The sequence below is a fragment of the Streptomyces sp. NPDC004435 genome (assembly GCF_042873895.1).
Taxonomy (GTDB): domain Bacteria; phylum Actinomycetota; class Actinomycetes; order Streptomycetales; family Streptomycetaceae; genus Streptomyces.
The window spans coordinates 221,225-245,331 of sequence record NZ_JBIAMB010000014.1; the positions used below are offsets into that span (position 1 = coordinate 221,225).

Sequence of the window (24,107 nt, forward strand, 5' to 3'; positions counted from 1 at the left end):
CCGGCGGAGCGGTCCGCTCCGGGCCGGCCCAGGGCCCGTCCCGGGTCGATCCAGGCTCCGGTCCGGAGTCCGGCCCTTGGTCCGGTCCGGTTCGAAGCCCGGTCCGGGCGTCGGTCCTGGGTCCGGTCCGGGGCCCGGTCTGGGGTTCGGTCCCGGGTCTGGTTTGGGGTCGATCCCGGGCCCTGACCGGGGTCGGCTCTGGGTCCGGTCCGGAGTCCGGTCCGGGGGTCGGTCCGGAAGTCCGGTCCGGGGCCGATCCTGGGCCGGGTCAGCCTTGACCGGTCCAGGGTTCGGTCCCTGGTCTGGCCTGCGGGCGGCCCCGGGCCCTGACCGAGATCGGCCCTGGTTCAGGGCCGGGGTCCGGTGCAGAAGACGGCCTGGGGTCGGTCCGGGGCGCTGACCGGGGGGCGGCTGGCGGTCCGGTCCTGGGTCCGCTCCGGCGTCGAGCGGATGCCCGGTCCCGGTCGGCCCGAGGTCCGTTCCTGGGTCCGGCCCGGGGTCGTTCCTGGGCCCGGCCCGGGTTCAGCCCGGGATCGGTCCAGGGCCCGGCCCGGGGCCAGCCCGGTCCCTGACCTCGGCCCCGCCGGCCCCGCGGCCCCGCCGGCCGGGGGTCCCGCCGACCCCGGGTCCGGGGAGGACGTCCCGAACGGTCAGCCCAGGGTGTTCGCGACGCCCTTCTTCGCGTTCTCCCATGCCTTCTGCGGGGCCAGGCCCTTGCGCTCGACCTCGCTCAGCGCGTTGGTGATCTGCTGGTTGATGTTCTGGTCGTGGACGCCGAGGACCTGGACCGGCGCCGCCTTGGCCGCGTCACCGAAGATCTGGCCGATGGGGGCGCCGGAGAAGTACGGGTCGGTGGTGTCGGCGACCTCGGCGATGGCGCCGGTGGAGGAGGGGAAGTTGCCCTGCTTGGCGAAGATCTTGGCCTGCTGCTCGGGGGCGGTGAGCCACTTGATCAGCTCGTACGCCTCCTTCTTGTTCTTGGCGGCACGCGGCACCGCGAGGTAGGAGCCGCCCCAGTTGCCGGCGCCGCCGGGCAGCTTGGCGATGTCCCACTTGCCCTTGCCGGTCTCGCCGGCCTGGCCCTTGATGTAGCCGAGCATCCAGGCGGGGCAGGGGATGGTGGCGAAGGAGCCGGCCGCGAAGGCCTGGTTCCACTGCGGGGACCACTGGTCGAGCTTGGCGCTGAGATCGGCCTCGCTCGCCGCGACGGAGGTCTCCCAGGCGGTCTTCAGGGCGGGGTTGGTCTCCCAGATCAGCGCGCCGGAGGCGTCGTAGTAGCGCTCCTTCTCCTGCCCGATCATGATCGAGAAGAGGCTGCCGACGCTGTCGAGCCAGGCGCTCTTGGCGGGGGCCTTGGCCTTGTACTGCTTGCCGAGCTCCAGGTAGCCGTCCCAGGTGGACCACTTCTTGGCCAGCTCGGCCCGGTCGGTGGGGAGTCCGGCCTGCTTGAAGAGGTCGGTGCGGTAGCACATCGCCTCGGGGCCGACGTCGGTGCCGAGGCCGAGGACCTCGCCGTTCTTCCCGGTCGCGGCGGCCCACTTGGCCTCGGCGAACTGGCTCTTGAGCCCCTCGGCGCCGTACTTGCGCAGGTCCTCGAAGCGCTCGCCCTGCTGCTGGGTGACGGAGGCGATGCGGCCGACCTCGATGCCCTGGACGTCGGCGAGGCCGCCGCCGCCGGCGAGCCGGGTCTGGAGCGACTTCCAGTAGTCGGCCTCGTCCTCGGTGTCGGTCTGCTTGATGGTGACGTTCGGGTGGACCTTCTCGTACTCGGCGTAGAGCCCGGCCTCCTTGTAGCCGAAGGAGCCGAAGAGGTCGACGGTGATCGTCACCTTGCCGCCCGGCTCGCCGGAGGCGGAGTCGGAGGATCCGGACCCGCAGGCGGCGAGCAGGGAACCGGTGAGCGCGACCGCTCCGAGGCGGAGTACGGCTCTCGTGGCGGCTCGGTTGATGGGCATGGGCGGGCTCCCTTGGCGTCGGGGCGGAATCGGTACCGGGGGGTCGGAGGGGACGGTGGGCAGCGCCGGGTCTTCCCGGGAGCCCCGAGAACGCTTGAGAGCGCTCTCAAGAACGGTCTGGAGCGTGCCCCGACTGGCCCGTTCCCGTCAAGACTCGAAGGCGTAACGGCTCGGAATCGAAGGGCGCGTACGGACCGCGCCTCCCAACTCGGTTTGCGGTCTCCTCTCTTGACGCCCAGGTTTCGGGAGTTTTACGTTGCGCACTGCTGAGAGCGCTCTCAAACCGTTTCCGCGGTCGCCTCCCGGCCACCGCGAGCGATCCCCCACCCCTCTCCAACGAGCCAACGAGGTCCTGTACGTGTCAGCTCCCCGCTCCCGACCGGCCGCGTCGCTGGTCCTCACCGCCGCCCTGGCCGCAGCCGGTCTCGTACCGGCCACGGCCGGTCCCGCCTCCGCCGCCACCGTCCCCGTGGGGGCCGGCGGCTACTCCGACACCCGCCCGGCGGGAACCTCGGGACCCACCACCAACACCGGCGCCCCCGTCACCCCCAAGGTGACCGCCGCCGCCAAGGACCGGCCCGTCCCCACCAACGACTGGTGGTCCTCCCTCGCCTTCCAGCGCTACGGCGACAACCCGTACTCCACCCCCATGTACGGGCACCCGCTCACCTACCAGGCCGTCGCCGGCGGCCTCCAGATCGGCTACCCCACCACCCCGGCGATCGTCGGCGACGGGCGCCAGTACGAGTTCGCCCACAAGGCCGACCTCACCCTCGGCCTCACCGGCCTCAACTCGCCCGACGCCAAGGCCGACGACTGGTCGGACTGGACCGTCACCCCCTACTGGTCGGACGGCGCCCGCACCCTGCGCACCACCATCGGCCACGGCCTGCCCTTCGTCTACGCCCGGGGGACCGGCGGCGACGCCCGGATCACCACGGCCTCGGCCCCCACGGTCTTCGCCGACCAGGGCAACGTCCTCGGCATCACCGTCGGCGGCCACCACTACGCCCTCTTCTCGCCCGGCGGCACCGACTGGAACGTCTCGGGCACCACGGTCACCGCGGGCCTCGGCGGCAAGGACTACTTCTCCGTCGCCGTCCTGCCCTCCACCGACGCGCTGGCCACCTTCCGCAAGTACGCCTTCAGCTTCGTCACCGGCTCCCGCGTGAGCTGGTCCTCCTCGGCGGGCAAGGCCAACGCCACGTACACCCTCACCACCGAGGCGAAGGAGGGCTCCGAGACCGGCACCCTCCAGGCGCTCTACCGCCACCAGTGGCTGAACTCCACCGACCCGCTCACCCCGTACACGTACGTCTCCCCGCGCGGCACCATGAAGGTCCGCGAGGGACGCTCCTTCACCACCAGCCGCAAGCAGGCCGCCGTCCTGCCCGGCCTGCCCGCCTCCGGCGCGGTGGACCAGGCGCGGCTGCGCGGCTACCTGAACGAGGTGGTGAACTCCGCCGACCCGTTCTCCGGGGCCACCGACACGTACTGGACCGGCAAGGCGCTCGGCAAGCTCGCCCAGCTCGTGCCGCTCGCCGAGCAGCTCGGTGACACCGCCCTGCGCGACCGGCTCCTCGGCCTGCTCAAGGGCCGGCTCCAGGACTGGTTCACCGCCGGCGGCGCGAACGAGTTCTCGTACGACAGGACCTGGAAGACCCTCACCGGCTACCCGGCCTCGTACGGCAGCGACACCGAGCTCAACGACCACCACTTCCACTACGGCTACTACGTCTACGCCGCCGCGATCATCGCCCAGTACGACCAGGCGTGGGCCGCGGACTCCGCCTGGGGCGGCATGGTGAAGACCCTCGTCCGGGACGTGGCCAACCCGAGCCGTACCGACGCGGCCTTCCCGTTCCTGCGCGGCTTCGACGTGTACGCCGGGCACAGCTGGGCCTCCGGCCACTCCGGCTTCGCCGCCGGCAACAACCAGGAGTCGTCCTCCGAGTCCACCAACCTGAGCGCCGCGCTGGTCCTGTGGGGCTCCGCGACCGGTGACACCGCCCTGCGCGACCTCGGCGGCTACCTCCTGGCCACCGAGTCCGACGCCATCGGCCAGTACTGGTTCGACGCCGACCAGCAGGTCTTCCCCGGCTCCTTCGGGCACGACACCGTCGGCATGGTGTGGGGCAGCGGCGGCGCGTACTCCACCTGGTGGACCGCGAACCCCGAGGAGATCCACGGCATCAACACCCTCCCGGTGACCTCGGGCAACGCGCTGCACATGGGCGCCTACCCGGGCGCCATCCGGCGCAACCTCGCCGAGATGGAGCGGGAGAACGGCGGCCCGGCCGTCGAATGGCGCGACATCCTCTGGGAGTTCGAGTCGCTCGCCGAACCGGCCCGCGCCAAGGGGCGCTTCGACGCCACGGGCGGCAACTACACCCCCGAGGCCGGCGAGACCCGCGCCCACACCTACCACTGGCTGACGACGCTCGACGCCCTCGGCGCCCCCGACGCGACCGTCACCGGCTCGATCCCGACCTCGGCCGTCTTCCTGAAGGGCACCGAGCGCACCTACGCCGCCCACAACCACGGCTCCGCGCCGATCACCGTCACCTTCTCCGACGGCAAGTCCCTGACCGTCCCCGCCCGGTCCACCGCCACCGGCAAGGGCACCGGCACCATCCCCTGCGGCCAGCCCGGCGGCCCCGTCTGCCCTGAGCCCGAGCCGGGCACCGGGGACACCTTCCGCCTCAAGAGCGGCGGCAGCCTGACCACCGCGACCGACACCACCGCCGGCAGCGACACGATCGCCTCCGCCGGCGGCGCCAACCACGACGGCACCCCGCACCAGCCGCTCGTCTACGAGGCGCGGAACCTGACCGGCACCCTCACCCCGGGCGCCACCACCGCCTTCCGCCTCGCGGTGGACGCGGGCACCGCCGTCGGCCTCGGCCAGCAGGTCCGCGTCAGCTACGACCTGACCGGTGACGGCAGCTTCGAGCGCACCGAGACGTACCACTACTTCGCCACCGACCCGGTGGCCGGGTGGGAGCGCTACGACCAGACCCGCGGTCTGAAGTCCGCCACCGGCACCCTCGGCGACCTGCGCGGCGGCACCGTCCGCGTGGAGCTGTGGAGCGCCATCGGCAACGGCCAGGCCGCGGTCAGGACCGGCACGGCGGACTCCGTGCTCGTCATCCCCTACGACTGACCAAGCACCGCGCCGGGCCTCACGCCGAGGCCCGGCGCACCAGCGTCGTCGGCGTGATCAGCGGGTCCGGGACCGGTGTCCCGGACCCGAGGTCGTTCAGGAGGCTCATGAGGAGCCGGACCATCAGCCGCCCCATGCCCTCGATGTCCTGCCGGACCGTCGTGAGCGGCGGCTCCGTGCGCTCGGCGATCGACGCCACGTCGTCGAAGCCGACCACCGCCACGTCCTCCGGCACCCGCAGCCCGCGCTCCCGCAGGACCCGCAGGGCGCCGGAGGCCATCAGGTCGTTGGCGGCGAACACCCCGTCCACGTCCGGCCGGCGGTCGAGGAGCTCGGCCATCGTCCGGGCGCCGCTCTCGGCGGTGAAGTCGCCGTGGCGGAGCAGTTCCGGATCCGGCTCGCCGAGCGCGTCGCGGTAGCCGAGGGCACGGTCCACCGCCGAGGTCTGGTCGCGCGGCCCGGCCAGGTGCGCCACGGCGCGGCAGCCCCGGTCGACGAGGAGCCGGACGGCCTCGCGGGCCCCGCCGCGGTTGTCGCAGTCCACGTACGGCAGCTCAGGGCCGATCCCGTCGGTCGGCCGTCCGCCGAGCACCGTCGGGATCTTCGCCCGGCGCAGCACCGCCGCCAGCTCGTCCTCGTCGTGCAGCGAGAAGGCGAGGGCGCCGTCGACGTGCCCGCCGCCGAGATAGCGGGCGATCCGGTCGTAGTCCCCCGGGCTCTCCACCCAGAGCAGCACCAACTGCGAGTCGTGAGTGGTGAGTTCACGGCTGATGCCGCGTACCTGCTCCTGGAAGAAGGGGTCGGAGAAGATCCGGAACTCGGGCTCCGCGATGACGACGGCCACCGCGCCGTTCCGCCGGGTGACCAGGGTGCGGGCCGCGAGGTTGGGCACGTACCCGAGCTCCTCGACCGCCTGCCGCACCTTGTCGACCAGGGGCGCGCGCACCCCGGCGCCGCCGTTGACGACCCGGGAGGCCGTCGCCCGCGACACGCCCGCGAGGGCCGCGACGGCCTCCAGGGTCGGGCGGGCTCCCGTCGTCTGCTCGGCCACGTCGGCCCCCTTCATCTGCTGCGGTCCGGGGAGCGGGCGGCTGCCCGGACGGACCGCGTGATGCTCCGGGATCAGGATATCCGTACGACCGAGCCGTCTGAGAGCGCTCTCTCCAGTCTTTTCGATCAGTCCGCCGCGGGGGCGAAGGAGACGACGCGGGGCTGTCGCCGGGCGTCGTCGCCGCTGACCGTCGGGGGCGTGAGGAGGATCCGCCCGCCGACGTACAGGACGCGCCCCATGAGCGCGCTGTACTCCGCCCCGGCCGCGGCCGCCGGGTGTCTCATCAGCACCTTCTCCCGGTTCGCCCCGGCCCGGCCGAGGAGGAAGGTCCGGCCGGGCCGGCCGGCGGTGGCCGATTCGTGGACGACGGTCCCCGCCGGGGAGGGCGAGCCCACCGGGGTCAGGACCCTGCCGTCGTGGTTCTGGACGCCCCAGGCGAGCTTCCCGGTCGCGAGGTCGTAGGCGCCGACCCGGTCGGTGCCGCCCACGTGGACCAGCCCGTGGGCGACGAGGATGCCCGGGCAGGGCTGGAGTCCGGTGTCGAGGCCCACGCCCGAGCAGTGCTCGAAGCCCTTGGCCCGGGGGTCGATGGTCCGGCGGAGTTCCCCTCGGGGGCCGAGGGCGACGATCCGCCAGTCCTGGGCGCGCCGGTCGTTGTCCATCGAGGTGTACACCACGGGGTCGACCGAGACCATCCGCTCCACCTGCCGGCCGGCCGGGGTGCGATGGCGCCACCGCACCGCGCCGGTGCGCGGGTCCAGCTCGCGCAGCTGGGAGTACGTCGCGCGCCGGTCGACGCCGAGCGCGCAGACGGCCACGACGAGCAGCCGGGAGCCGCCGGCCACCTTGTGGGGGTGGCAGCGCCCCGGGTTCTCGGCCGGGACGCGGTGGAGCAGGCGGCCGTCGGACACCCGGTACACGGCGGCCGTCACGCCCTCGGCGACCGCGAGGGTGTCCCCGCTGATCGCCGTGTCGACGAGGAGGGCGGGGGTGTCCCGGGCGGGGTCCCGCAGCAGTTCCTTCATCCAGCCGGTCCTGCCGCTCAGCAGGTCGATGAGCTGGAACCGGTCGCAGCGCGCGCCGCGCTGCGCCTCGCCGGTGGCGAGGACGACGACGATCCGGCCCTCCGGCGTCGGGTTGGCGGGTGCCTCGCAGACCGGGGTGGGCAGGGTCAGGTTCCACACCTCGGCGCCGTCCGAGAGGCGGTAGGCGGTGACCTCGCGGTGGAGGGCCTGGACCACCGTGTCGCCGACGATCCAGGGTTCGTGCACGCGGAGGTCGCGCCGGGGCAGGTCGGTGGAGTCGTCGGCGATCCAGGCGGCCGCCTCGCCGGGGCGCCGGGCGGCGGCGAGCTCCCGGGTGCCGGGGGCGCGGCTCGGCCCGGTGGTGGGGAGGGCGGGGGACGCGGAGGCCGGCGCGGAGGTCCGCGGGGCGGCGGCGGGCCGAGCGCGGTCGGCCCCGTACCCGTACCAGCCGGCCCCCGCCACCGCCGCGACGAGCAGCGCCAGTCCGACCGCGAGCGCGATCAGCCCGCGGTCGCGCCGGGAGCGGCGCCCGGACGGGGGCGCCTGGCCCGGTGGATACCAGGACGGCGGCGAGTACGACATCGGGAGTCCCCCTGTGGGTCACCGGCAGTTCAGAGCGCCTTTCTAGAACGGCGTTCTGTTTTGTCCGTAGCATAGCGACGCAGACCGACGACACGACGCGGGGCCGGGGGAGACGATGGCGCGCACGGACTTCGAACAGGGCGACCGCATAAGGCTGATGAGGGACGCGGCGGTACGCGAGGGGCTCGGCGGGCACCGCGGCGGCCACGCCTCCTCCGCCCCCGCGCGCGGCCGCGGCGCCCTCGGCGTGGCCGTCCTCGCGGCCGTTCTCGCCGCCGCCGTGGCCGCGGCCCTCGCCACCGGCCACGGGCCGCCGGCGATCGTTCCCGGCCTCCCCCTCGCCCTCTGCGTGGTCTCGCTCCTCGGTCACCTGTTCTTCGGCGCCCGCACCGGCGACGCGCGCCTGGAGCAGTACGAGGGCGGACTCGTCGTCCACCTCAAGGGCCGCATCAGGGTCGTGCGGTACGCCGACACGACGGTCCGCGACAACACGGTCCGCCGTACCCGGTACGGCCGGACGCTCTCCGTCACGTACTCCTTCGGCCTCACCGACACCGAGGGCCGCAACCTCGTCGTCGGCTCGGTCTTCACCGGTGGCGAGGTCTGGGGCCCCCTGCTGCGCCACGACGCCGCCCGGGCCCAGCTGCCGGACGCGCTGGTCCGCCTCGACGCCGGCGAGCGGCTGGAGTTCGGCCTCGTGTGGCTCACCGCCGCCGCACTCGGCGCGGGCCGCGCCTCCGCCCCCTGGGGGCTCGTCAGCGGGGTCGAACTGGAGGACGGCACCCTCACCGTGCGGGCCGAGGGCAGGCGGGGCGCCCTGGTCGTCGCCCCCACCCGCTTCACCCCGAACGTCTCCCTCCTCCTCGCCCTCACGGAGACCCTGCGGGCCGCCGGGCCGCGCCCGCCCCGCTGACGCTCCGGCGTCCCGCCCGGGCGGTGGCCGACGGACGGCGGCGAGCGACGGCCGACCGGCCCGGCCCGTCGTGTCGCGTCCCCGCAGTTCACCCGTGGCGGTGGTCGCGCCCCGTACGCGCTCCCCGGGCCCGCCCGCGTACGGCAGCGTGACCGCCATGAACGTCCGCCGCTCCGCGCTCCCGCTGCTCACCGCCCTCCTGGTCGGCGGGTGCGTGGGCCTCCCGAAGCCGTCCGCGCCCCCCGCCCCGCAGCCCCCGCAGACCGGGCCGCCCGCGCTCGCGCCCGCCGACCGGAGGCCCCCGTCGCCGCTGCCGTCCCCGCTCCCGGAGCGCCCGGTGGAGGCCGCGCCCCGCGAGGAGCTGGGGGCGGTGGAGCCCCGGGAGGGGACGGGGGAGGCCGGAGTCGTGCCGGTCCGCGACCCCGGGGCGCCCCCGGTGCCCGTACGGCCCCGGGGCGGCGAGGGCCGGGAGCCGGCGGGGTACGGAGACGGGGCGGCGCCCCGTACGCCGGCACCCCGCTCCGCCGGATCCCGCCCCGCGGACCCCCGCCCCGCCGCACCCCGTCCGGCCAAGAAGAAGCCCCGCCCGCCCGAGGCCCGCGCCGCGACCCCGCCTCCGCGCGGGCCGGTGCCCGCGCCCGCCGCCACGAACCGTCCGGCGGCGGGCGGACAGGCCCCGGACATGCGGAGCCTGTGCCGGGAGGCGCAGCGGATCGACGCCCCGATGGGCGCGGCGGACCTGTGCCGGAGCGTGTACGGCCGCTGACGGCCCACCCCGAGTGGCCCAAGCCCACAGCCCGTCAATGGACCAATAGAAGCAGGCCACTTGGCCCTAACGTCGTGTCCATGGCGAACACCACCCCGGCGCGCCCGACGGTCACGACCCCCGCCCCCGCGGGCGTCACGCCGTCCGCGCCCCGCACCCTGCTCCTCGCCCAGCTGAGCAACTCGGTCGGCGACGGCGCCTTCTACGTGACCTCCGCGCTCTACTTCACCGGCGTCGTCGGGCTCTCCGCCGCCCAGGTCGGCGCCGGGCTCGCCGTCGCCTGGGCGGTGGGCTCGCCCGCCGGGGTGCCGCTCGGGGCCCTCGCCGACCGGCGCGGGCCGCGCGGCGTCAGCGTCCTCCTCGCGCTCGTCACGGCGGCGGCGGTCGGCTCCTTCCTGCTCATCGGCTCGTTCCCGGCCTTCCTCGCCGCCGCCACCCTCTACGCCTGCGCGCAGAGCGGCCTGGCCGCCGCCCGCCAGGCGCTGCTCGCCGGACTGGTCGCCCCGGCCGACCGGACCGCCGTCCTCGCCCGGCTCCAGGCCGTCCTCAACGCAGGCCTCGCCGTCGGCGCGGCCCTCGGCGGCGTCGCCCTGCACGCCGGGACCCGGGGCGCGTACCTCGCCGTCCTCGCCCTGGACGCGGCCGGCTTCCTGCTCTGCGCCCTCCTCCTCGCCCGGCTCCCCGCGCCCGCGCCGGCACCGGCCACCGCCCCGCGCGCCGCCCCCGCGACGGCGGTGCTGCGCGACCGCCCCTACGTGGTCCTGACGCTCCTCAACGCCCTGTTGCTGCTGCGGATGCCGGTGCTGAGCCTGGCCCTGCCGCTGTGGATCGCGCAGCGGACGGCGGCGCCCGGCTGGACGGTCTCGGCGCTCTTCGTCCTCAACACCGTGGCCGTGACCCTCTTCCAGGTCCGTGCCGCCCGCTCCGTCACCGACCTGGCGTCGGCCGCCCGGGCGGTCCGTGGCGCGGGCGCCGTGATGCTCGCCGCCTGCGCCGTCTTCGCGGCGACCGGGCTGCCCGGGCTCGGGGCCGGTGGGTCCGCCGCGGTCCTCGTCCTCGGCGCGGTGCTCCTCGTCCACGCCGAGATGCGGCACGCCGCCGGCTCCTGGCAGCTGGGCATCGCGCTCGCCCCCGCCGACCGGATCGGCCAGTACCAGGGCTTCTACGGCGCCGGCGTGCCCGTCGCCCGGGCGCTCGGCCCCCTCGTCGTCACGACCCTCCTGATCGGCGGCGGGCCCGCCGGCTGGCTGCTGCTCGGCGGCGCCTTCCTCCTCGCCGCGACGGCGACGGGCCCGGCCGCCCGCTGGGCGGCCGGAACGCGGAGCGCGGCCCAGGAGGCCGGGTCGGTCACGTCGGCGGGCGGTCCCGGGTGAGCAGGGCGAAGCCGGCACGGTCGACGGAGACGCTCGCCGCCGCCAGGACCACCACGCCGGTGCCGGAGTCGCGGTCCAGGCCCAGCCAGGACCGGAAGCCGCCGGTCCCGCCGTTGTGCATCGTGACCGACAGGTGCCGGAGCCGCAGGGTGACCCAGGCGGCGCCGATCCGGGTGCCCCCGCTGAACGGGGCGACCGGATCCAGCGCGGCCGTCCCCGGAGCCGAGCCGTCGAGCAGCGCGGCGGTGAAGCGTGCCATGCTGCCGATGTCGGCCCGGATCCCGCCGGCCGGCCCCAGCGCCTCGCCCGTCCACGGCTCGCGCGGCCTGCCCCGCCCGGTCCTCCCGGCCAGGGCCCCGGGCCGCAGCTCCGAGGGGTCCCGCGGCAGGTAGAAGCAGTCGAGCCCGAGCGGTGTGCCGATCCGCTCGGCGACCAGCTCCGCGTACGACGTCCCGGCGGCGGCCGCCAGCGCGTGCCCGAGCAGCTCGAAGCCGAGGTTCGAGTAGCGGGGCCGCGTCGGGCCGAGCCGTACCGTGCGCGCCTGCTCGACCAGTCCGGCGACGTCCTCGCCGTACGGATTCGTGCCGTGCCGCCACAGCGCCACCGTCCGCCGCCACGGCCGCGCCGAGCCCGGCACCCTCGGCAGCCCCGACCGGTGCGTGGCCAGCGCCCCCAGCGTCACCCCGCCCGCCGGCACGTCAGCCAGCGGCAGCAGCGCCCCGAGCGCCGTCGAGGCCGTCACCTCCCCGCGCTCCAGCGCGTCCGCGTACAGCAGCCCCGTGACCCCCTTGGACACGGACCCGATCTCGTAGTCCGCCCCCGGCCCGGCCCCGACCGAGGCCGTCACGATCCCCCCGGGGCGCACCACGGCCCCGGCCACCGGAAACCTCTCGCCGGCCAGCTCCCGCAACTGCCCCGCCAGCCACCGCTCACCCTGATCCCCATCCATGAGGGTCACCTTAGGACCCGGCCGGCGGAAGCACGGGGGGCCGGTCGCCGACCGCCGCCGGCCGACGGCGCGGTGCCGGGGCCACCCACCCGGAGGCACTGTGAGCCACGTCACGGATTCCGCTTTCCCTCTTTCCGTTATCGCGGTCCTCGTCCGAGGCTCTCCAGTGCGCAGGGAACTCCGGGAACGGGCTAGAGAAGGACGGACGGCGTGCAGCAGACCATGGGCGTGGATCAGACGGCGGAGTGGATACGGGCGGCGCAGTACGGCGACCCCTGGGCGTGCGACCAGCTTCTCGGAGCCCAGCGGCCGCTCGTCCACGCACTGGTGTCCCGCGCCCTCGTCGCCCGGCCCTCCGTCGCCGCCGAGACCGTCGTGCAGGACACCCTGAGGCGCGCCCACGGCACGCTGCACACCCTGCCGTACCCGGAGATGTTCCGGCCGTGGCTCGTCGCGCTCGCCGTGGACACCACGCTCGGACACGCCGCCGGCGGCCTCGACGAGGCCGGGGGATGGCTGGATCTCCAGGACGCGGTGCTCGCCGCGCTCGGCTCGCTGGAGGACGAGGGGGCGCTGCTGCGGTACGAGACGGCCGCCGCGCTCCAGTGGACCCCGGAGGACACCGCGCTGCGCATGGAGACCGTGCGGGTACGCGTCGGCGCGGCCCGGTCCGTCGGCCTCGCGCTGGCCCGGCGGCCCCGCTGCCCCCGGCTCCAGGAGCTGACCGCCGGATGGGACGGGCGGCCCGGTGCCGGGTGGCGTGACCATCTGGCCGCGCACACGACCCGGTGCGGCGCGTGCGGCGGGGTGGAGCCCGCGGCGCCCGTGCCGCCCGTCGCCCCCGTCTCGGCCGTGGTGCCCGAGCCGCCCGAGGCCGTCGCGTACGAGCTGCCGGAGGACGAGGACGTGACCCGGGCGTACGACCTCGGGGGGCTCGCCGCCGTGCCCGTCGGGCGGCGCGGGACGCGGGCGGACCGCCGCCGGCGACGCCAGGTCGAGGAGCGGGGCCGGCGCCGGGCCGCCGTCGCGGCCGGGATCGCGGTGGTGGCCGTCACCGGCGGGGCGTTCTCGATGTACGGCGGGCGCGACGGGCAGGAGGAGCTGCTGGAGGCGAACCGCGCCGCCGTCCCCGGCCCCGACGTGCCGCTCACCCACGACCCGGACTCCCTCTCGACCACCTCCACCCCCCTCGGCGGAACCCCCTCCGCCTCCGCCACCAGCACCCCTTCCGCCCGGGCCACCACCGCCTCCGCCACGCCCGGCTCCGCCGCGAAGAAGACCCCCTCCGCCCGGCCGACCACCGCGAGCCCCAGCCCGCAGCGCAGCACCGCGGCCCCGGAGCCCACGCTGGCGAAGAAGACCGCCGCCCCGACGACCGCGGCCCCGAAGCCGACGCGTACGACGGCGACGCCGGCACCGACGCAGACGCCCGACACCGATCCGGCTCCCGGCGGCGGCGCGCAGAACGACGGCGGCCAGTCCTCGGCCGCCGACCAGGTGATCTCCCTCGTCAACGCCGAGCGCGCGAAGGCGGGCTGCGGGCCGCTGACCGCGAACGCCACCCTCGCCCGCGCCGCGCAGGGCCACTCCGCCGACATGGCCGCCCGCGACTACTTCGACCACACCAACCCGGACGGCGACGGCCCGGGGGAGCGGGTCACCGCCGCGGGCTACCCCTGGTCCACCTACGGCGAGAACATCGCCATGGGGCAGACCACCGCCGAGCAGGTCATGGAGGGGTGGATGAACAGCCCGGGCCACCGCGCGAACATCCTCAACTGCGACTTCAAGGAGATCGGCGTCGGCGTCCACACCGACGGCGGGCCCTACTGGACCCAGGTGTTCGGCGCCCGCTGACCCCTCGGTCCCCGTCCGGGGTCCACCGTTCCTGTCCCCGATCCGGTCCCCGTCCCCGCCGCCGCGACCAAGGCGGACAGCTCCACCCGGGACCGGAGCTGGAGCCGGGCGTACACCCCGCGCAGGTGGTGGTCGACGGTCCGGGCGCTCAGCGCCAGGCGGTCGGCGATCTCCTGGTTCGTGGCACCGTCCGCGACGAGCCGGGCGATCCGCAGCTGCTGCGGGGTGAGCCCGGCCAGGGCGGTCGGGTCCGGGGAGCGCGTGCCCGGCGCGCCCGTCGCCCGGAGTTCGGCGCGGGCCTGCCGGGCCCACCCCTCGGCGGCGGCCCGCTCGAAGGTGACCAGCGCGTCGCGCAGCGGGCCGCGCGCCTCGCTCGGGCGGCGCCGCCGGCGCAGCCACGAGCCGTACGCGAAGAGGGTGCGGGCCCGCTCGAAGTCGTTGCCGCCGTCGTCGTGGCGCCGCAGTGCCTCGCCGAACCAGCGGCTCGTCTCCTCGCCGTGGTGTGCCACCAGGGCCCGGCACCGGGCCAGTTGGGCCGGTGCCGGACGGTCGATGCCGAAGCCGGCCCACCGCGCGTACTCCTCCGTCGCCGCCCTCGCCTCCGCCGCCCGCCCCGACGCCACCGCCGCCTCCACGAAGCACGGCACGGCGAGCATGCGGAGGGCGAAGTGGCCGCCGTACGGTCCCGGGCGGACCAGCGGGGCGAGCCGCGCGGCGGCCTGGGCGGCGAGACCGCTGCCCAACTCGGCCCGGGCCAGCGCCCATTCGGCGAGGGTCACCGCCTGGGCGAGGCCGTGCGGGCGCCCGATCGCGAGCGCCCGCTCCGCGTGCTCCGCGACGGACGGCCCCTCGCCCGTCACCGACGCCACCAGGGCGAGGACCGCGTGCTGGTGGGCCGCGGAGTTCAGCTGGCCGGTGGCGCGGGCCGCGCGCAGCCCTTCCCCCGCGGTGTGCCCCGCCCGCGCGTACCGGCCGGCGCGCAGCTCGGCGTACGCGAGGTGTTCCAGGATCCGGGGCAGGAGCGAGGACCGCTGCTCGGCCCGCGCCCGCGCCAGGGCCCGACCGTGCAGCCGGGCCGCCGCCGTCACGTCCCCGAGCACCAGCGCGGCCGAACCGGCCCGCAGCAGCAGCCGGGGCTCGTCCCGGACCGCGCCGACCGCCACCACCGCGGAGAGCGGGGTACGCGCCCGGTCGGGGCGGACCGTCAGCGCCGCCCGCAGCCCGTCGGCGAAGGTCCGCTCCGTGCCGGGCACGGCCGGGGCCAGGTCGAGCGCGGCGAGGCAGGCGCCGACGTCCCCCGCCGCCCACGCCGCCTCCATGGCGAGGAACCGCGCGTCCGCCGCCTCGGCCGGCTCCCGGTCCCGCAGCACCTTCGCCGCCTGGAGGAACGCCTCGTGCGCGTCCATCACCGGTCCGCCCGCGAGCGCCGCGAACCCCCGCGTCACCAGCGCCCGCCCCCGCGCCGCCGCCGACCGCGCCCGCACGGCCGGCGGCGGCCCGAGACGGTCGGCGCGGTGCCGCTCGTGACGGTCGGGGAGGGCGGCGCGGCCGGGGAGGGCCGAGGAGCCGGGGAGGGCCGAGGAGCTAGGGAGGGCAGGGGAGGCGGGAGAGCCGGGGAGGGGCGAGGAGCTGAGGTGGGCCGGGGAGCTGGGGAGCGCCGAGGTGCTGGTGAGGGCAGAGGAGGCGGGAAGGTCGGGTGGGCCGGTGAGGGCGGGGGAGGCGACGGCCCGGTCCGTCCCGCTCCGGTCCCGGGTCGGCCGACGGTCCCTCCGGTCGTGGACGCGGTCGCCGTGCCCGGCCGCCGCCGCGCGCCGCAGGAACGGGTCGGGGAAGGCGAGTGCGTCGCCGTGGCGGTGCAGCAGCCCGGCCGCCACCAGGCCGTCGAGGGTCTCGATCGGCACGCGGAGGGACCGGGCGCGGGCCAGCGCGGTGCCCACGTCCGTACGGTCGGGGTCCTCGGACGCCCTTCCTGAGGCGTCCGGCGCGCCGCAGGCCCTGGCCACCACGCCGAGCAGCCGCCGCCCGTCCACCGGGAGCGCGGCGAGCAGCCCGCCGTGCACCGCGCCCAGGACGTCGTCGTCCACGAGCGTTCCCGGCCGGGGCGCCGTCCCGGCGAGCACACCGGGCTCGAGGCGCCGGACCGCCTCGACCAGCACCCCCGGATGCCCGGCGGCCTCGTCGAGGAGCCGCTCGGCCACGGCGTGTCCGGCGCGCCCTCCGGCGGCGTCGTCCAGGAGGGCCCGGGCGCTCGCGCGGCCGAGGCGCGGCAGCCGGACCAGCGGCGCCGTGTCCGACGCGGGGAGCGGCCGGCCCGGCGCGGACGCCACGAGCCACCCGACGCGGGCCGCCCCGCGTGCGCCCGGCGCCCGCCAGTGCGCGGCGAACGCGGCCCGAGAGTGCGCGTCCCACAGCGGGAAGTCGTCGAGGCAGAGCAGGACGGGCCCCCGGCCGGCGAGGCAGGCGGCGAGCGCGGTCGCGATCCCGTCCGGGCCCCGGGCGAGCCGGGCCGCCCGGCACGCCGCCGCCCCGGACGGGGCCAGCGCCGTGAACAGCGCCCGCGCGCCGCTCCACGGCACCTGCCGGCGCGCCGCGCCGACGACGTGCGCCTCGCCCGGGAAGTCCCGCGCGGCCCGGTCGAGGAGCGCCGAGCGCCCCTCGCCGGGCCCGCCGGCCACCCGTACCACCCGCTCTGCCGCCACCGGTTCCGGCAGCGGCGACAACAGCTGGGAGACGGCGGCGAGTTCGGCCTCCCGGCCGTACAGCGCGGGCCCGGTGTCGGCGGTCACGCCCGTCACGCTAACCGGCCCCGCGGCGGGCGGGAACGGACCGGTACGGGGGTCTGGGCCGCGGCCCAGACCCCCGCGCGACGCGCTGTGCCCGTGCACAGGGCGTCCGGCCGGACGTCAGGAACCGAGCGGGCAGGTGCCCCGGTACTCCTCGATCGTCAGGCTCGGCCGCGGCAGCGGGCAGAGGAACTGCTCGTACCGGGTGTCGTCGTCGACGAAGCGCTTGAGCCACGCCAGGCTGTACTTGGCGAGCGTCGTGTTCGAGGTGTTGGGCGTGAAGTGCGTGGCGCCGTTCAGCTCCAGGTACGCCTTGTCCAGGTCGGAGGGCAGGCTCTCGTAGAACGGCTCGGAGTGGGTGGCGACGGGCGCGACCGTGTCGCCGTCCGCGCCGATGACCAGCGTCGGCGTACGGAGCTCGGGCCAGGTCTTGTCCGTGTTCCAGCCGGTCAGCGGCACGGCCGCCTTGAGGCTCGGCCGGCTCTTCGCCGCTTCGAGCGTGCCGCCGCCGCCCATCGAGTGGCCCATCACCGCGAGCCTTGTGGCGTCGACGCGGCCTCGGACCGCGCTCCGCTGGGTGAGGTGGTCGAGCGCGGCGAGGAGCTGGCGCCCCCGGCTGTCGGGCTGGTCGAGCGTGGTGAGCGTGTCGATGACGAAGACCACGAAGCCCTGCGACGCCAGCCGCGGCCCGAGCCAGGCCACCGACGACTGGGTCGCGGTGAACCCAGGCGAGATCACCACCGCGCCGAAGGTGCCGTCCGCGGTGCTCGTCGGGTAGTAGATGGTGCCGCCGCCGAAGCCGGAGGCGGCGAGCGAGGAGACGGAGGTCTGCGCGACCGCGTAGGAACCGCGCGCCGCCTCGACGCTCGCCTCGGTGGGCGCGGGGCCGCGTTCGTACGGGTTGCCGGCGGCGGCTCCCGCACCCGGGGCGAGGAGCAGTGCGAGGCCGGCGGCGACGGCGGTGGCCGCGGCAAGGTATCGCTTCACGACGGAGTCGTCCTCTCGTGTCGTGGGACGGCCACCCCCGTGGGTAGGGAAGGCCGCTGCCGTGCGGTACGGCCCCGCCACTGTGGGGGCGGCGCGGGGCGCCGTCATCGGCACAATCACCGGCCCGCGTCCGCCCGGCGGCGACCACGCGTCCGGGCGGGGCCCTGTTCCCACCGCATAGGTCGCCGGGCCCGCCCCGACCGTGACCGGGCCCCGACCGGTGACCGGACCCGCCCCCGTCCGTGCCCCGGGCCCGTGGCAGACTCGGGCCGCACCGAGCACCCGCACCGATCGGCCGACTGGAGGCCCGATGACCGTCCGTTCCCGGTCCGCCGCGTCATCGGCGCTGCTCGTGCGGTACGGAGCCGAGGCGCCGGCCGGAGCGGTGCTGCTGCTGCACGGCGGGCGGGCCGACGGGCTGGAGGCGCCGCCCCTGCTCAACCTGCCCGCCCTGCGCATGCGACCGTTCGCCGGAGCCATGCGGCGGGCGGCGCGCGGGCGGCCGGTCCTGGTCGCCGAGGCCCGCTACCGGCACCGGGGATGGAACGGGGAGCGCGCCGACGCCGCCAGGGACGCCGAGACCGCGCTCGCCGGACTGCGGGCCCGCTTCGGGGAGATGCCGATCGTGCTCGTCGGCCACTCGATGGGCGGCCGGGCCGCGCTCGCCGTCGCCGGGGACCCGGCCGTCCGGGGCGTCGTCGCCCTCGCCCCCTGGTGCCCGAGGGGCGAGCCGGTCGCCCACCTCGCCGGCCGCCGCCTGCACCTCCTCCACGACGAGGCGGACCGGGTGACCACCGCGGGCGACTCGTGGGCGTTCGTCCGCCGGGCCAGGGAGGCCGGCGCGGACGCCACCGGCATCCCGATGCCGTCAGGCGGCCACGCCATGCTCCGCGCCGCGGGACTCTGGCACCGGCGTGCCGCCGAACTGGCCCTGGAGACCCTGGCGTCCACGCCCGCTTGAGCCCCGTGTCCGGCCCCGGCACCGAGGCACCCGCCGGACCCTCACCAGCCCGACCACCGGACCCACCACCGGACCCGCCACCAGCCCCGCCCCCGGACCCGTCGCCGCCCGCAGACGGCGCGCTCGATTCGCGGGATCGGGCATATCGGGACAGGATCGGGCGAAAGTGGGGGCGTGTGGCGACGTCCCCGCGCGGTCGCGAGGCGGGCCCCGCCGCCCCGCGCGGGTCCGAGGAGGCGGCAGTGTCGGAGCTCATCGTGATCGGGTACGAGGACCGTGCCGCCGCCGAGGAGGCCCTCGGCACGGTGCAGGACCTCCAGCGCGACCAGGTGGTGGGCCTCAACGGCCTCGCGGTCGTCTCCGTCGACGAGGAGGGACGCACCCACGTCGACACCTCGAACCGGGTCGTCGGCGTCACCGCCGCGACGGGCGCCCTGTGGGGCACCATCTTCGGCATCCTCTTCCTCGCCCCGGCGGTCGGCGCCCTCACCGGCGCCGCGCTCGGCGGACTCGTCGGCCGGCTCAGCAAGTCCGGCATCGACGACCGCTTCCGGGAGCAGGTCGGCGACCTGCTGAGGCCCGGCAGCGCCGCCCTCGTGATCATGGCCGCGAAGCTCACCGAGGACAAGTTCACCGCGGCGATGCAGCGCCACGGCGGCACCGTCCTCAAGACCTCCCTCAGCGACGCCGACGAGAAGGAGCTGGCCGAGCAGCTCGCCGGCCCCGAGTGACCGCCGCCGCTCCCGGCGCACCCCTCGCCCCCTCCCGGCGTCCACCCACCCCACAGGAAGGCCCCTCCATGGACCCCGTCCTCAGCAGTGACGTGCTCGCCAAGCTGCGCCGACCCCGGCCGTACCCGGCCGTCTCGCTGGTGATGCCGACGCATAGCCGCGAGCCGGACAACGCCCAGGACCCGGTGCGCCTGCGCAATCTGCTCTCCGAGGCCGAGAAGGCGCTCACCGGCGACCCGGACGTGCCGCGCGAGCGGCGGCTCGACATCCTCGACCAGCTGAACCGCGCCGCCGCCGAGGTGGACCTTGCGCACGCCGAGGACGGCCTGGTCATCTACGCCGCGCAGGGCGAGCACCAGGTCTGGTCGCTGCCCCGGACCGTACCCGAGCGGGTCGTCCTCGCCGACACCTTCCTCACCCGGAACCTCGTCGCCGCCGGCGCCGCCGAACAGCCCTACTGGGCCCTCGCCGTCGCCGCCGACCGGGTCTCGCTGTGGAGCGGCGACCCCGAGCGGGCCACCGAGGCCGTCCGGGACGGCTTCCCGAGGACCCGCAGCCTGGAGGACCCCGACGCCGAGCGCAAGGAGCGCGTCGGCGACCTGCCCAGCACCTTCCAGGACGAGGCCACCCGGCAGTTCCTGCGCGAGGCGCACGAAGGGCTGCGGGCCGTCCTCGCCTCCGAGCCCCGCCCGCTGTACGTCATCGGCTCGGCGCCGGCCCTCGCCCTGCTGGAGGAGCTGGGCCCGCTCGCCCCCGACACCGTGACCGTCCCGCACGGCGGCCTCGCCGGCGGTCCGGCAGCCGCCGTCCACGCCGCCGTCGAACCCTCCCGCGCCGCCGGCGCTGCCGCCGCCGTGACGGCGGTCGCCGCCGAGCTCGACGCGGCGCGCGGCCGGCGCGAGTTCGCCGGCGGCATCGACGAGGTGTGGCGCGCGGCCAAGGAGGGCCGGGCCCGGCTGGTCGCCGTCGAGGACGACTACCGGACGGTCGTACGCGAGGAGGGCGACCACCTGGTACCAGCCGAGGCCGGCGATTCCGGCGCCCGTGACGACATGGTCGACGAGATCGTCGAACGGGCCCTGGACACCGGCGCCGAGGTCCGCTTCGTCCCCGGCGGCTCGCTCGACGGCCAGGGCAGCATCGCCGCCGTCCTCCGCTACTGACGCCCACCGCCCCGCCCGGCCGTGCGCCTGTCCACGACCGCCGGACCGCTGTATACGCTGGCCGGGTGGCCAGTGGACAGGGAGAGCGCGAAGTGCCGGACATGCGGGACCACGTCGGCGGCGACGGCGGCACGGCGGGCGGCGGGGACGTCGGCCTCCAGCGGTTCGCGGTGGCGCTGCGCCGTACCCTCGGCGAGCTCAACCGCGTGGCCCACGGATTCGCCTCCGACCAGCGCCTGCACCCCACCGACGTCCAGGCCCTCTCCTTCGTCCTCGACCACGAGGGCCCCGTCACCCCCGGTCTGCTCCGCACCCACCTGGGGCTGACCTCGGGCGCCGTCACCGCCTGCCTCGACAGGCTGGAGAAGGCCGGGCACATCCGGCGGACCCGCGAGAGCGCGGACCGCCGGGTGGTGCACGTCGAGTACGCCGACGGCGCCAAGACCGTCGCCCGCGACCACTTCCGCCCCCTCGCCCAGGCGACCGAACGGGCCCGCGAGCGCTTCGACGACGACGAACTCGCCACCGTCCTGCGCTTCCTGGAGACCCTCAACGACGAACTGGCCGCCCTCGACGTCCCCCCGCGCCGCTGACCGTCCGCCGCGCCCGTCAGGGGGCCTCGTCCACGCGGAAGGCCAGGAGGGCCGTGTCGTCGCGGTGGTCCGAGAGGCCCTGGAGGATGCGGAGGAGGTCGGGGAGGGACTGACGGCGGCAGAGGGTGGACTCGGCGGCCAGCCGCCGCTGGCCCTCGTCGATCGGGGCGGCCGGGGTCTCGATCAGACCGTCGGTGTAGAGGAGGAGCGTGTCGCCGGGGCGCAGGACGTGGGTGTGCGTCGTACGGGGGAGGCCCGGGGCCACGCAGAGCGGCGGGTCCGCCGCGCCGGGGAGATAGCGGGCGTCGCCCTCGGCGGGGACGAGCAGCGGCGGCGGGTGACCGGCGCTGGACCAGGCGAGGAGCCACGTACCGGCCGCACCGCGGCGGAGACCGGCGTGCAGGGCGGTGGCCAGCGGAGCGGTGGCCAGCCCGGCGGCGACCTGGTCGAGACGGGCCAGCACCTCGGCGGGCGCGGCCTCGGGGCCGCCCGCGTACGCCAGGGCCCGCAGCATGCTGCGCATCTGCCCCATCGCCGTGGCCGCCGTCAGGTCGTGGCCCGCCACGTCCCCGATGTCGAGGACGAGCGTGCCGTCCGGCAGCGTGAAGGCGTCGTACCAGTCCCCGCCGATCTCCCCGCTGGTGCTGGCCGGCTGGTAGCGCGCGGCCAGCGCCCCGCCGCACACCGGCGGCGGCTCCGTCAGGTGCGCCCGCTGAAGGCTCAGCGCGGTGCGCCGGGCCTGCTGGAGGTCCAGGACCTTCCGGATCGGGCGCTGGGCATGGTGCAGCACCTCCCGGAGGAGTTCGGTCTCGGCCGGACCGGGGATCGGAGTGTCGCCGTTGCTGCTGGTGGCGGCGTATCCGAGGACCAGGTCGTCGACGACCAGCGGGACGAGGGTGAGGCTGGTCGCCCCCGAGGCGGTGAGCCAGCGTTCGCTGACCGTGGGGATCAGCCCGGGCGGCACGGGGGCACCGGGCTCCAGCCGGAAGGTGACGGGCTCGCGTCGGATCAGCACCTCGCGGACCACCGGTGTGACCGCCACCCGCTGGCCCTTCAGCGCGGGCGGGGCGGGCAGTCCGGGCCGGGTCGCCGAGGCGATCCGGCGCGCGGTGACCCCGGCTTGCTCCGGCAGCGGCCACTCGTCGTGCGAGAGCAGCAGGACGAGGCAGGCGTCGGTGAGCTCCGGCACCACCACCTTCACCACCTCGGCGAACGCCTCCGGCAGGCTCGCCCCCGACACCGCGGCGACCTGCGCCAGCAGCCGCTCGCGCAGCCGGGTCCCCCAGGCGTCCTCGATGTCGGCGGTCGCGGCGACCCACTCGGTGATCCGCCCGTCCCTCAGCACCGGCACGGAACGGGTGGACAGATGCCGGTACGAGCCGTCCCCGGCCCGCACCCGGAACGTCGCCTCGAAGACCCCGGGCCGCTCGCCGTCCCACGCCGCCCGGCGCCACGCGGCGCTCAGCTTCTCCCGGTCGCGCGGGTGGATGCGCCTGTACCAGCCCTCGTCCGCGCGCGGATGCCAGGGCGAGCCGGTCAGCTCCTCCCAGCCCGGGACGAGCTCCTCCATGGTCCCGTCGGCGCCCATCACCCACACCATCTGGGAGACCGCGGAGACCAGCGCCTCGTACCGCTGGAGCGTCTGGGTCTCGGCGGTCGTGTCCATGGCGAGGACGAGGATCCCGGGGCCCTGGGCCGTGGTGACCGGGCTGCACGAGTAGACGAAGTGCCGGGCCTGCCCGGGCGCCCCGGGGTCGGTCCGCCGCTCACCGACGACCTGACGGGCCCGGCCCGTGGCCCGCACGGAGTCGAGGACGGCCAGGAAGCGGTGCCCGTCCGAGTCCGGGAACGCGGCGCGCGCCGGCAGACCGATGCGGCGTGCGCCGAAGAGCCGGGTGAACGCCGAGTTCGTGTAGAGCAGCCGCCCCTCGGCCCCCGCGAGCACGGCGACGGCGGCGACGGTCCCGTCGAACATCCGCGGATCGACCGGCGGCCCCGCGCCCCCTTCCGGCCCCGCGCCCCCCTCCGGCCCGCCTGCCGCGCCTCCCGGTGCGCCCGCAGTGTGCTCCGCCCCGGCCGCCGCGCCCCACGTCCCCGCGCCGGGTCCGCCCGCGCCAGGGCCCGGACGGGCCGCCGGCCCGTCCGTACCGGGCCCGCCGGGCCCTCCCGTGCGCTCGCCGCCCTTCACGCTCCCATCATCGCGGTGCCGCCCCGTCCCGGCCCGCCGTCGTGCCGCCGTCCGTGCCGGCACCGCACGGTTGACGCGCGTCGACCCGACGGGCCAGGCTTCCTCCCCACAAGCGTTTTCTGACGGATGCATGACACGCTCTGGGAGGCCCGTCCGATGTCCCCGCACCCCCGCGCTTCCGTTCCGCTCGTCCCCGCCGCGTCCCCCGTGGTCAGACTCCTGCTCGCGCTCGTCCTGCTGGTCGCCGGTCTCGCCGGCGTCGTGGCCGGCGCGAGCCCCGCCCGCGCCGACGGCTGCTACACCTGGTCCCGCACCCTTTCCCAGGGCGCGACCGGAGCCGACGTCACCCAGCTCCAGATCCGCGTCGCCGGCTACCCCGGCTACGGCGCCGTCCTCGGCATCGACGGCTCCTACGGCCCCGCCACCGCCGCCGCCGTGAAGCGCTTCCAGTCGGCCTACGGCCTCGCTGCCGACGGCGTCGCGGGACCCGCCACGTTCAGCAAGCTCTACGCGCTCCAGGACGACGACTGCACCCCGATCCACTTCACCTACGCCGAGCTGAACAACTGCAACACCACCTGGGCCGGCGGAGCCGTCAGCGCCGCCACCGCCAAGTCCAACGCCCTGCGCACCATGTGGAAGCTGGAGGCCCTGCGGCACGCCCTCGGCGACCAGCCCCTCCGGGTGACCAGCGGCTTCCGCAGCACCGCCTGCAACGCTGCCGTCGGCGGCGCCTCCTCCAGCCGGCACCTCTACGGCGACGCGGCCGACCTCGGGGCCGGCCCGCACTCGCTCTGCCGCCTCGCCCAGCAGGCCCGCAACCACGGCTTCAACGGGATCCTCGGCCCGGGCTACCCCGGCCACTCCGACCACGCCCACGTCGACCACCGGCCCGGCCGCTACTGGTCCGCCTCCTCCTGCGGCATCTGACCCCGCTCACGACTGCGGCCCGGGCCCCCCCCCCCGGGGGCGGGGCGGGCGGGGGGGGGGGCCCCGCCCGCGCCGCGCGCCCCCCCCCCGCCCGCCCCCGCGGGGGGGGGGGGGCGGCGCGCCGGGGGGGCAGCACG

Annotated in this window: 17 protein-coding genes; 10 read left to right on the forward strand and 7 right to left on the reverse strand. The window is 76.4% G+C overall.

The window, feature by feature from the left end:
• Positions 1 to 650 precede the first annotated feature (650 nt).
• Positions 651 to 1,955, reverse strand: a complete 1,305-nt coding sequence (locus tag ACFYT9_RS25395) for an extracellular solute-binding protein (protein WP_389167536.1) — start codon at positions 1,953 to 1,955, stop codon at positions 651 to 653.
• A 358-nt stretch (positions 1,956 to 2,313) separates the two neighbouring features.
• Here ACFYT9_RS25395 and ACFYT9_RS25400 point away from each other — a divergent pair, with 358 nt between their 5' ends.
• A complete protein-coding gene (locus ACFYT9_RS25400) occupies positions 2,314 to 5,118 on the forward strand; it encodes a glycosyl hydrolase (protein ID WP_389167539.1) in 2,805 nt (934 codons plus the stop codon).
• A 19-nt stretch (positions 5,119 to 5,137) separates the two neighbouring features.
• Here ACFYT9_RS25400 and ACFYT9_RS25405 read toward each other — a convergent pair whose 3' ends face one another.
• Together ACFYT9_RS25405 and ACFYT9_RS25410 are read right to left on the reverse strand one after the other, a co-directional pair.
• Positions 5,138 to 6,184, reverse strand: a complete 1,047-nt coding sequence (locus tag ACFYT9_RS25405; RefSeq protein WP_387275599.1) for a LacI family DNA-binding transcriptional regulator — start codon at positions 6,182 to 6,184, stop codon at positions 5,138 to 5,140.
• Between the two features lie 110 nt (positions 6,185 to 6,294).
• Positions 6,295 to 7,776 carry a PQQ-binding-like beta-propeller repeat protein gene (locus tag ACFYT9_RS25410; RefSeq protein ID WP_389167541.1) on the reverse strand — a complete coding sequence of 494 codons (1,482 nt, stop codon included), beginning with the start codon at positions 7,774 to 7,776 and terminating at the stop codon, positions 6,295 to 6,297.
• Between the two features lie 115 nt (positions 7,777 to 7,891).
• Between ACFYT9_RS25410 and ACFYT9_RS25415 the strand changes: the two genes are divergently transcribed.
• The 3 genes from ACFYT9_RS25415 to ACFYT9_RS25425 all read left to right on the forward strand — a co-directional run bounded on the left by ACFYT9_RS25415 (position 7,892) and on the right by ACFYT9_RS25425 (position 10,828).
• Complete coding sequence (locus ACFYT9_RS25415) at positions 7,892 to 8,689, forward strand: DUF6585 family protein (RefSeq protein ID WP_389167544.1); 798 nt, start codon at positions 7,892 to 7,894, stop codon at positions 8,687 to 8,689.
• A gap of 157 nt (positions 8,690 to 8,846) precedes the next feature.
• Positions 8,847 to 9,455, forward strand: a complete 609-nt coding sequence (locus tag ACFYT9_RS25420) for a hypothetical protein (protein WP_389167547.1) — start codon at positions 8,847 to 8,849, stop codon at positions 9,453 to 9,455.
• An 80-nt stretch (positions 9,456 to 9,535) separates the two neighbouring features.
• Entirely contained in the window at positions 9,536 to 10,828 is a 1,293-nt protein-coding gene (locus ACFYT9_RS25425) for an MFS transporter (protein WP_389167549.1), read from the forward strand.
• Here the strand turns inward: ACFYT9_RS25425 and ACFYT9_RS25430 are convergent.
• Positions 10,803 to 11,777, reverse strand: coding sequence for a serine hydrolase domain-containing protein (locus ACFYT9_RS25430; RefSeq protein ID WP_389167551.1), 975 nt, complete (start codon positions 11,775 to 11,777; stop codon positions 10,803 to 10,805). The two genes, ACFYT9_RS25425 and ACFYT9_RS25430, sit on opposite strands and share 26 nt — an antisense overlap.
• Positions 11,778 to 11,987: 210 nt before the next feature.
• Between ACFYT9_RS25430 and ACFYT9_RS25435 the strand changes: the two genes are divergently transcribed.
• Positions 11,988 to 13,634, forward strand: a complete 1,647-nt coding sequence (locus tag ACFYT9_RS25435; RefSeq protein WP_389167554.1) for a CAP domain-containing protein — start codon at positions 11,988 to 11,990, stop codon at positions 13,632 to 13,634.
• Here ACFYT9_RS25435 and ACFYT9_RS25440 read toward each other — a convergent pair.
• Positions 13,604 to 16,420, reverse strand: coding sequence for a LuxR C-terminal-related transcriptional regulator (locus tag ACFYT9_RS25440; RefSeq protein ID WP_389167557.1), 2,817 nt, complete (start codon positions 16,418 to 16,420; stop codon positions 13,604 to 13,606). The genes ACFYT9_RS25435 and ACFYT9_RS25440 overlap by 31 nt on opposite strands.
• A gap of 117 nt (positions 16,421 to 16,537) precedes the next feature.
• Positions 16,538 to 17,404 (reverse strand): alpha/beta hydrolase family protein, encoded by an 867-nt coding sequence (locus ACFYT9_RS25445; protein ID WP_376605281.1) that lies wholly within the window; start codon positions 17,402 to 17,404, stop codon positions 16,538 to 16,540.
• A gap of 310 nt (positions 17,405 to 17,714) precedes the next feature.
• Between ACFYT9_RS25445 and ACFYT9_RS25450 the strand changes: the two genes are divergently transcribed.
• The 4 genes from ACFYT9_RS25450 to ACFYT9_RS25465 all read left to right on the forward strand — a co-directional run bounded on the left by ACFYT9_RS25450 (position 17,715) and on the right by ACFYT9_RS25465 (position 20,852).
• Positions 17,715 to 18,365, forward strand: coding sequence for an alpha/beta hydrolase (locus tag ACFYT9_RS25450; protein WP_389167560.1), 651 nt, complete (start codon positions 17,715 to 17,717; stop codon positions 18,363 to 18,365).
• A gap of 242 nt (positions 18,366 to 18,607) precedes the next feature.
• Complete coding sequence (locus ACFYT9_RS25455) at positions 18,608 to 19,096, forward strand: DUF1269 domain-containing protein (RefSeq protein ID WP_376605277.1); 489 nt, start codon at positions 18,608 to 18,610, stop codon at positions 19,094 to 19,096.
• A 68-nt stretch (positions 19,097 to 19,164) separates the two neighbouring features.
• Positions 19,165 to 20,259, forward strand: a complete 1,095-nt coding sequence (locus tag ACFYT9_RS25460) for a chemotaxis protein (RefSeq protein ID WP_389167563.1) — start codon at positions 19,165 to 19,167, stop codon at positions 20,257 to 20,259.
• Positions 20,260 to 20,360: 101 nt separating this feature from the next.
• Positions 20,361 to 20,852, forward strand: coding sequence for a MarR family winged helix-turn-helix transcriptional regulator (locus ACFYT9_RS25465; protein WP_376605132.1), 492 nt, complete (start codon positions 20,361 to 20,363; stop codon positions 20,850 to 20,852).
• Between the two features lie 16 nt (positions 20,853 to 20,868).
• On the opposite strand, the gene ACFYT9_RS25470 is transcribed toward ACFYT9_RS25465, so the two are convergent.
• Positions 20,869 to 22,827 carry a SpoIIE family protein phosphatase gene (locus ACFYT9_RS25470; protein ID WP_389167565.1) on the reverse strand — a complete coding sequence of 653 codons (1,959 nt, stop codon included), beginning with the start codon at positions 22,825 to 22,827 and terminating at the stop codon, positions 20,869 to 20,871.
• Between the two features lie 369 nt (positions 22,828 to 23,196).
• Here ACFYT9_RS25470 and ACFYT9_RS25475 point away from each other — a divergent pair, with 369 nt between their 5' ends.
• Entirely contained in the window at positions 23,197 to 23,970 is a 774-nt protein-coding gene (locus ACFYT9_RS25475; RefSeq protein ID WP_389167567.1) for a D-Ala-D-Ala carboxypeptidase family metallohydrolase, read from the forward strand.
• The last annotated feature ends 137 nt before the right edge of the window (positions 23,971 to 24,107 follow it).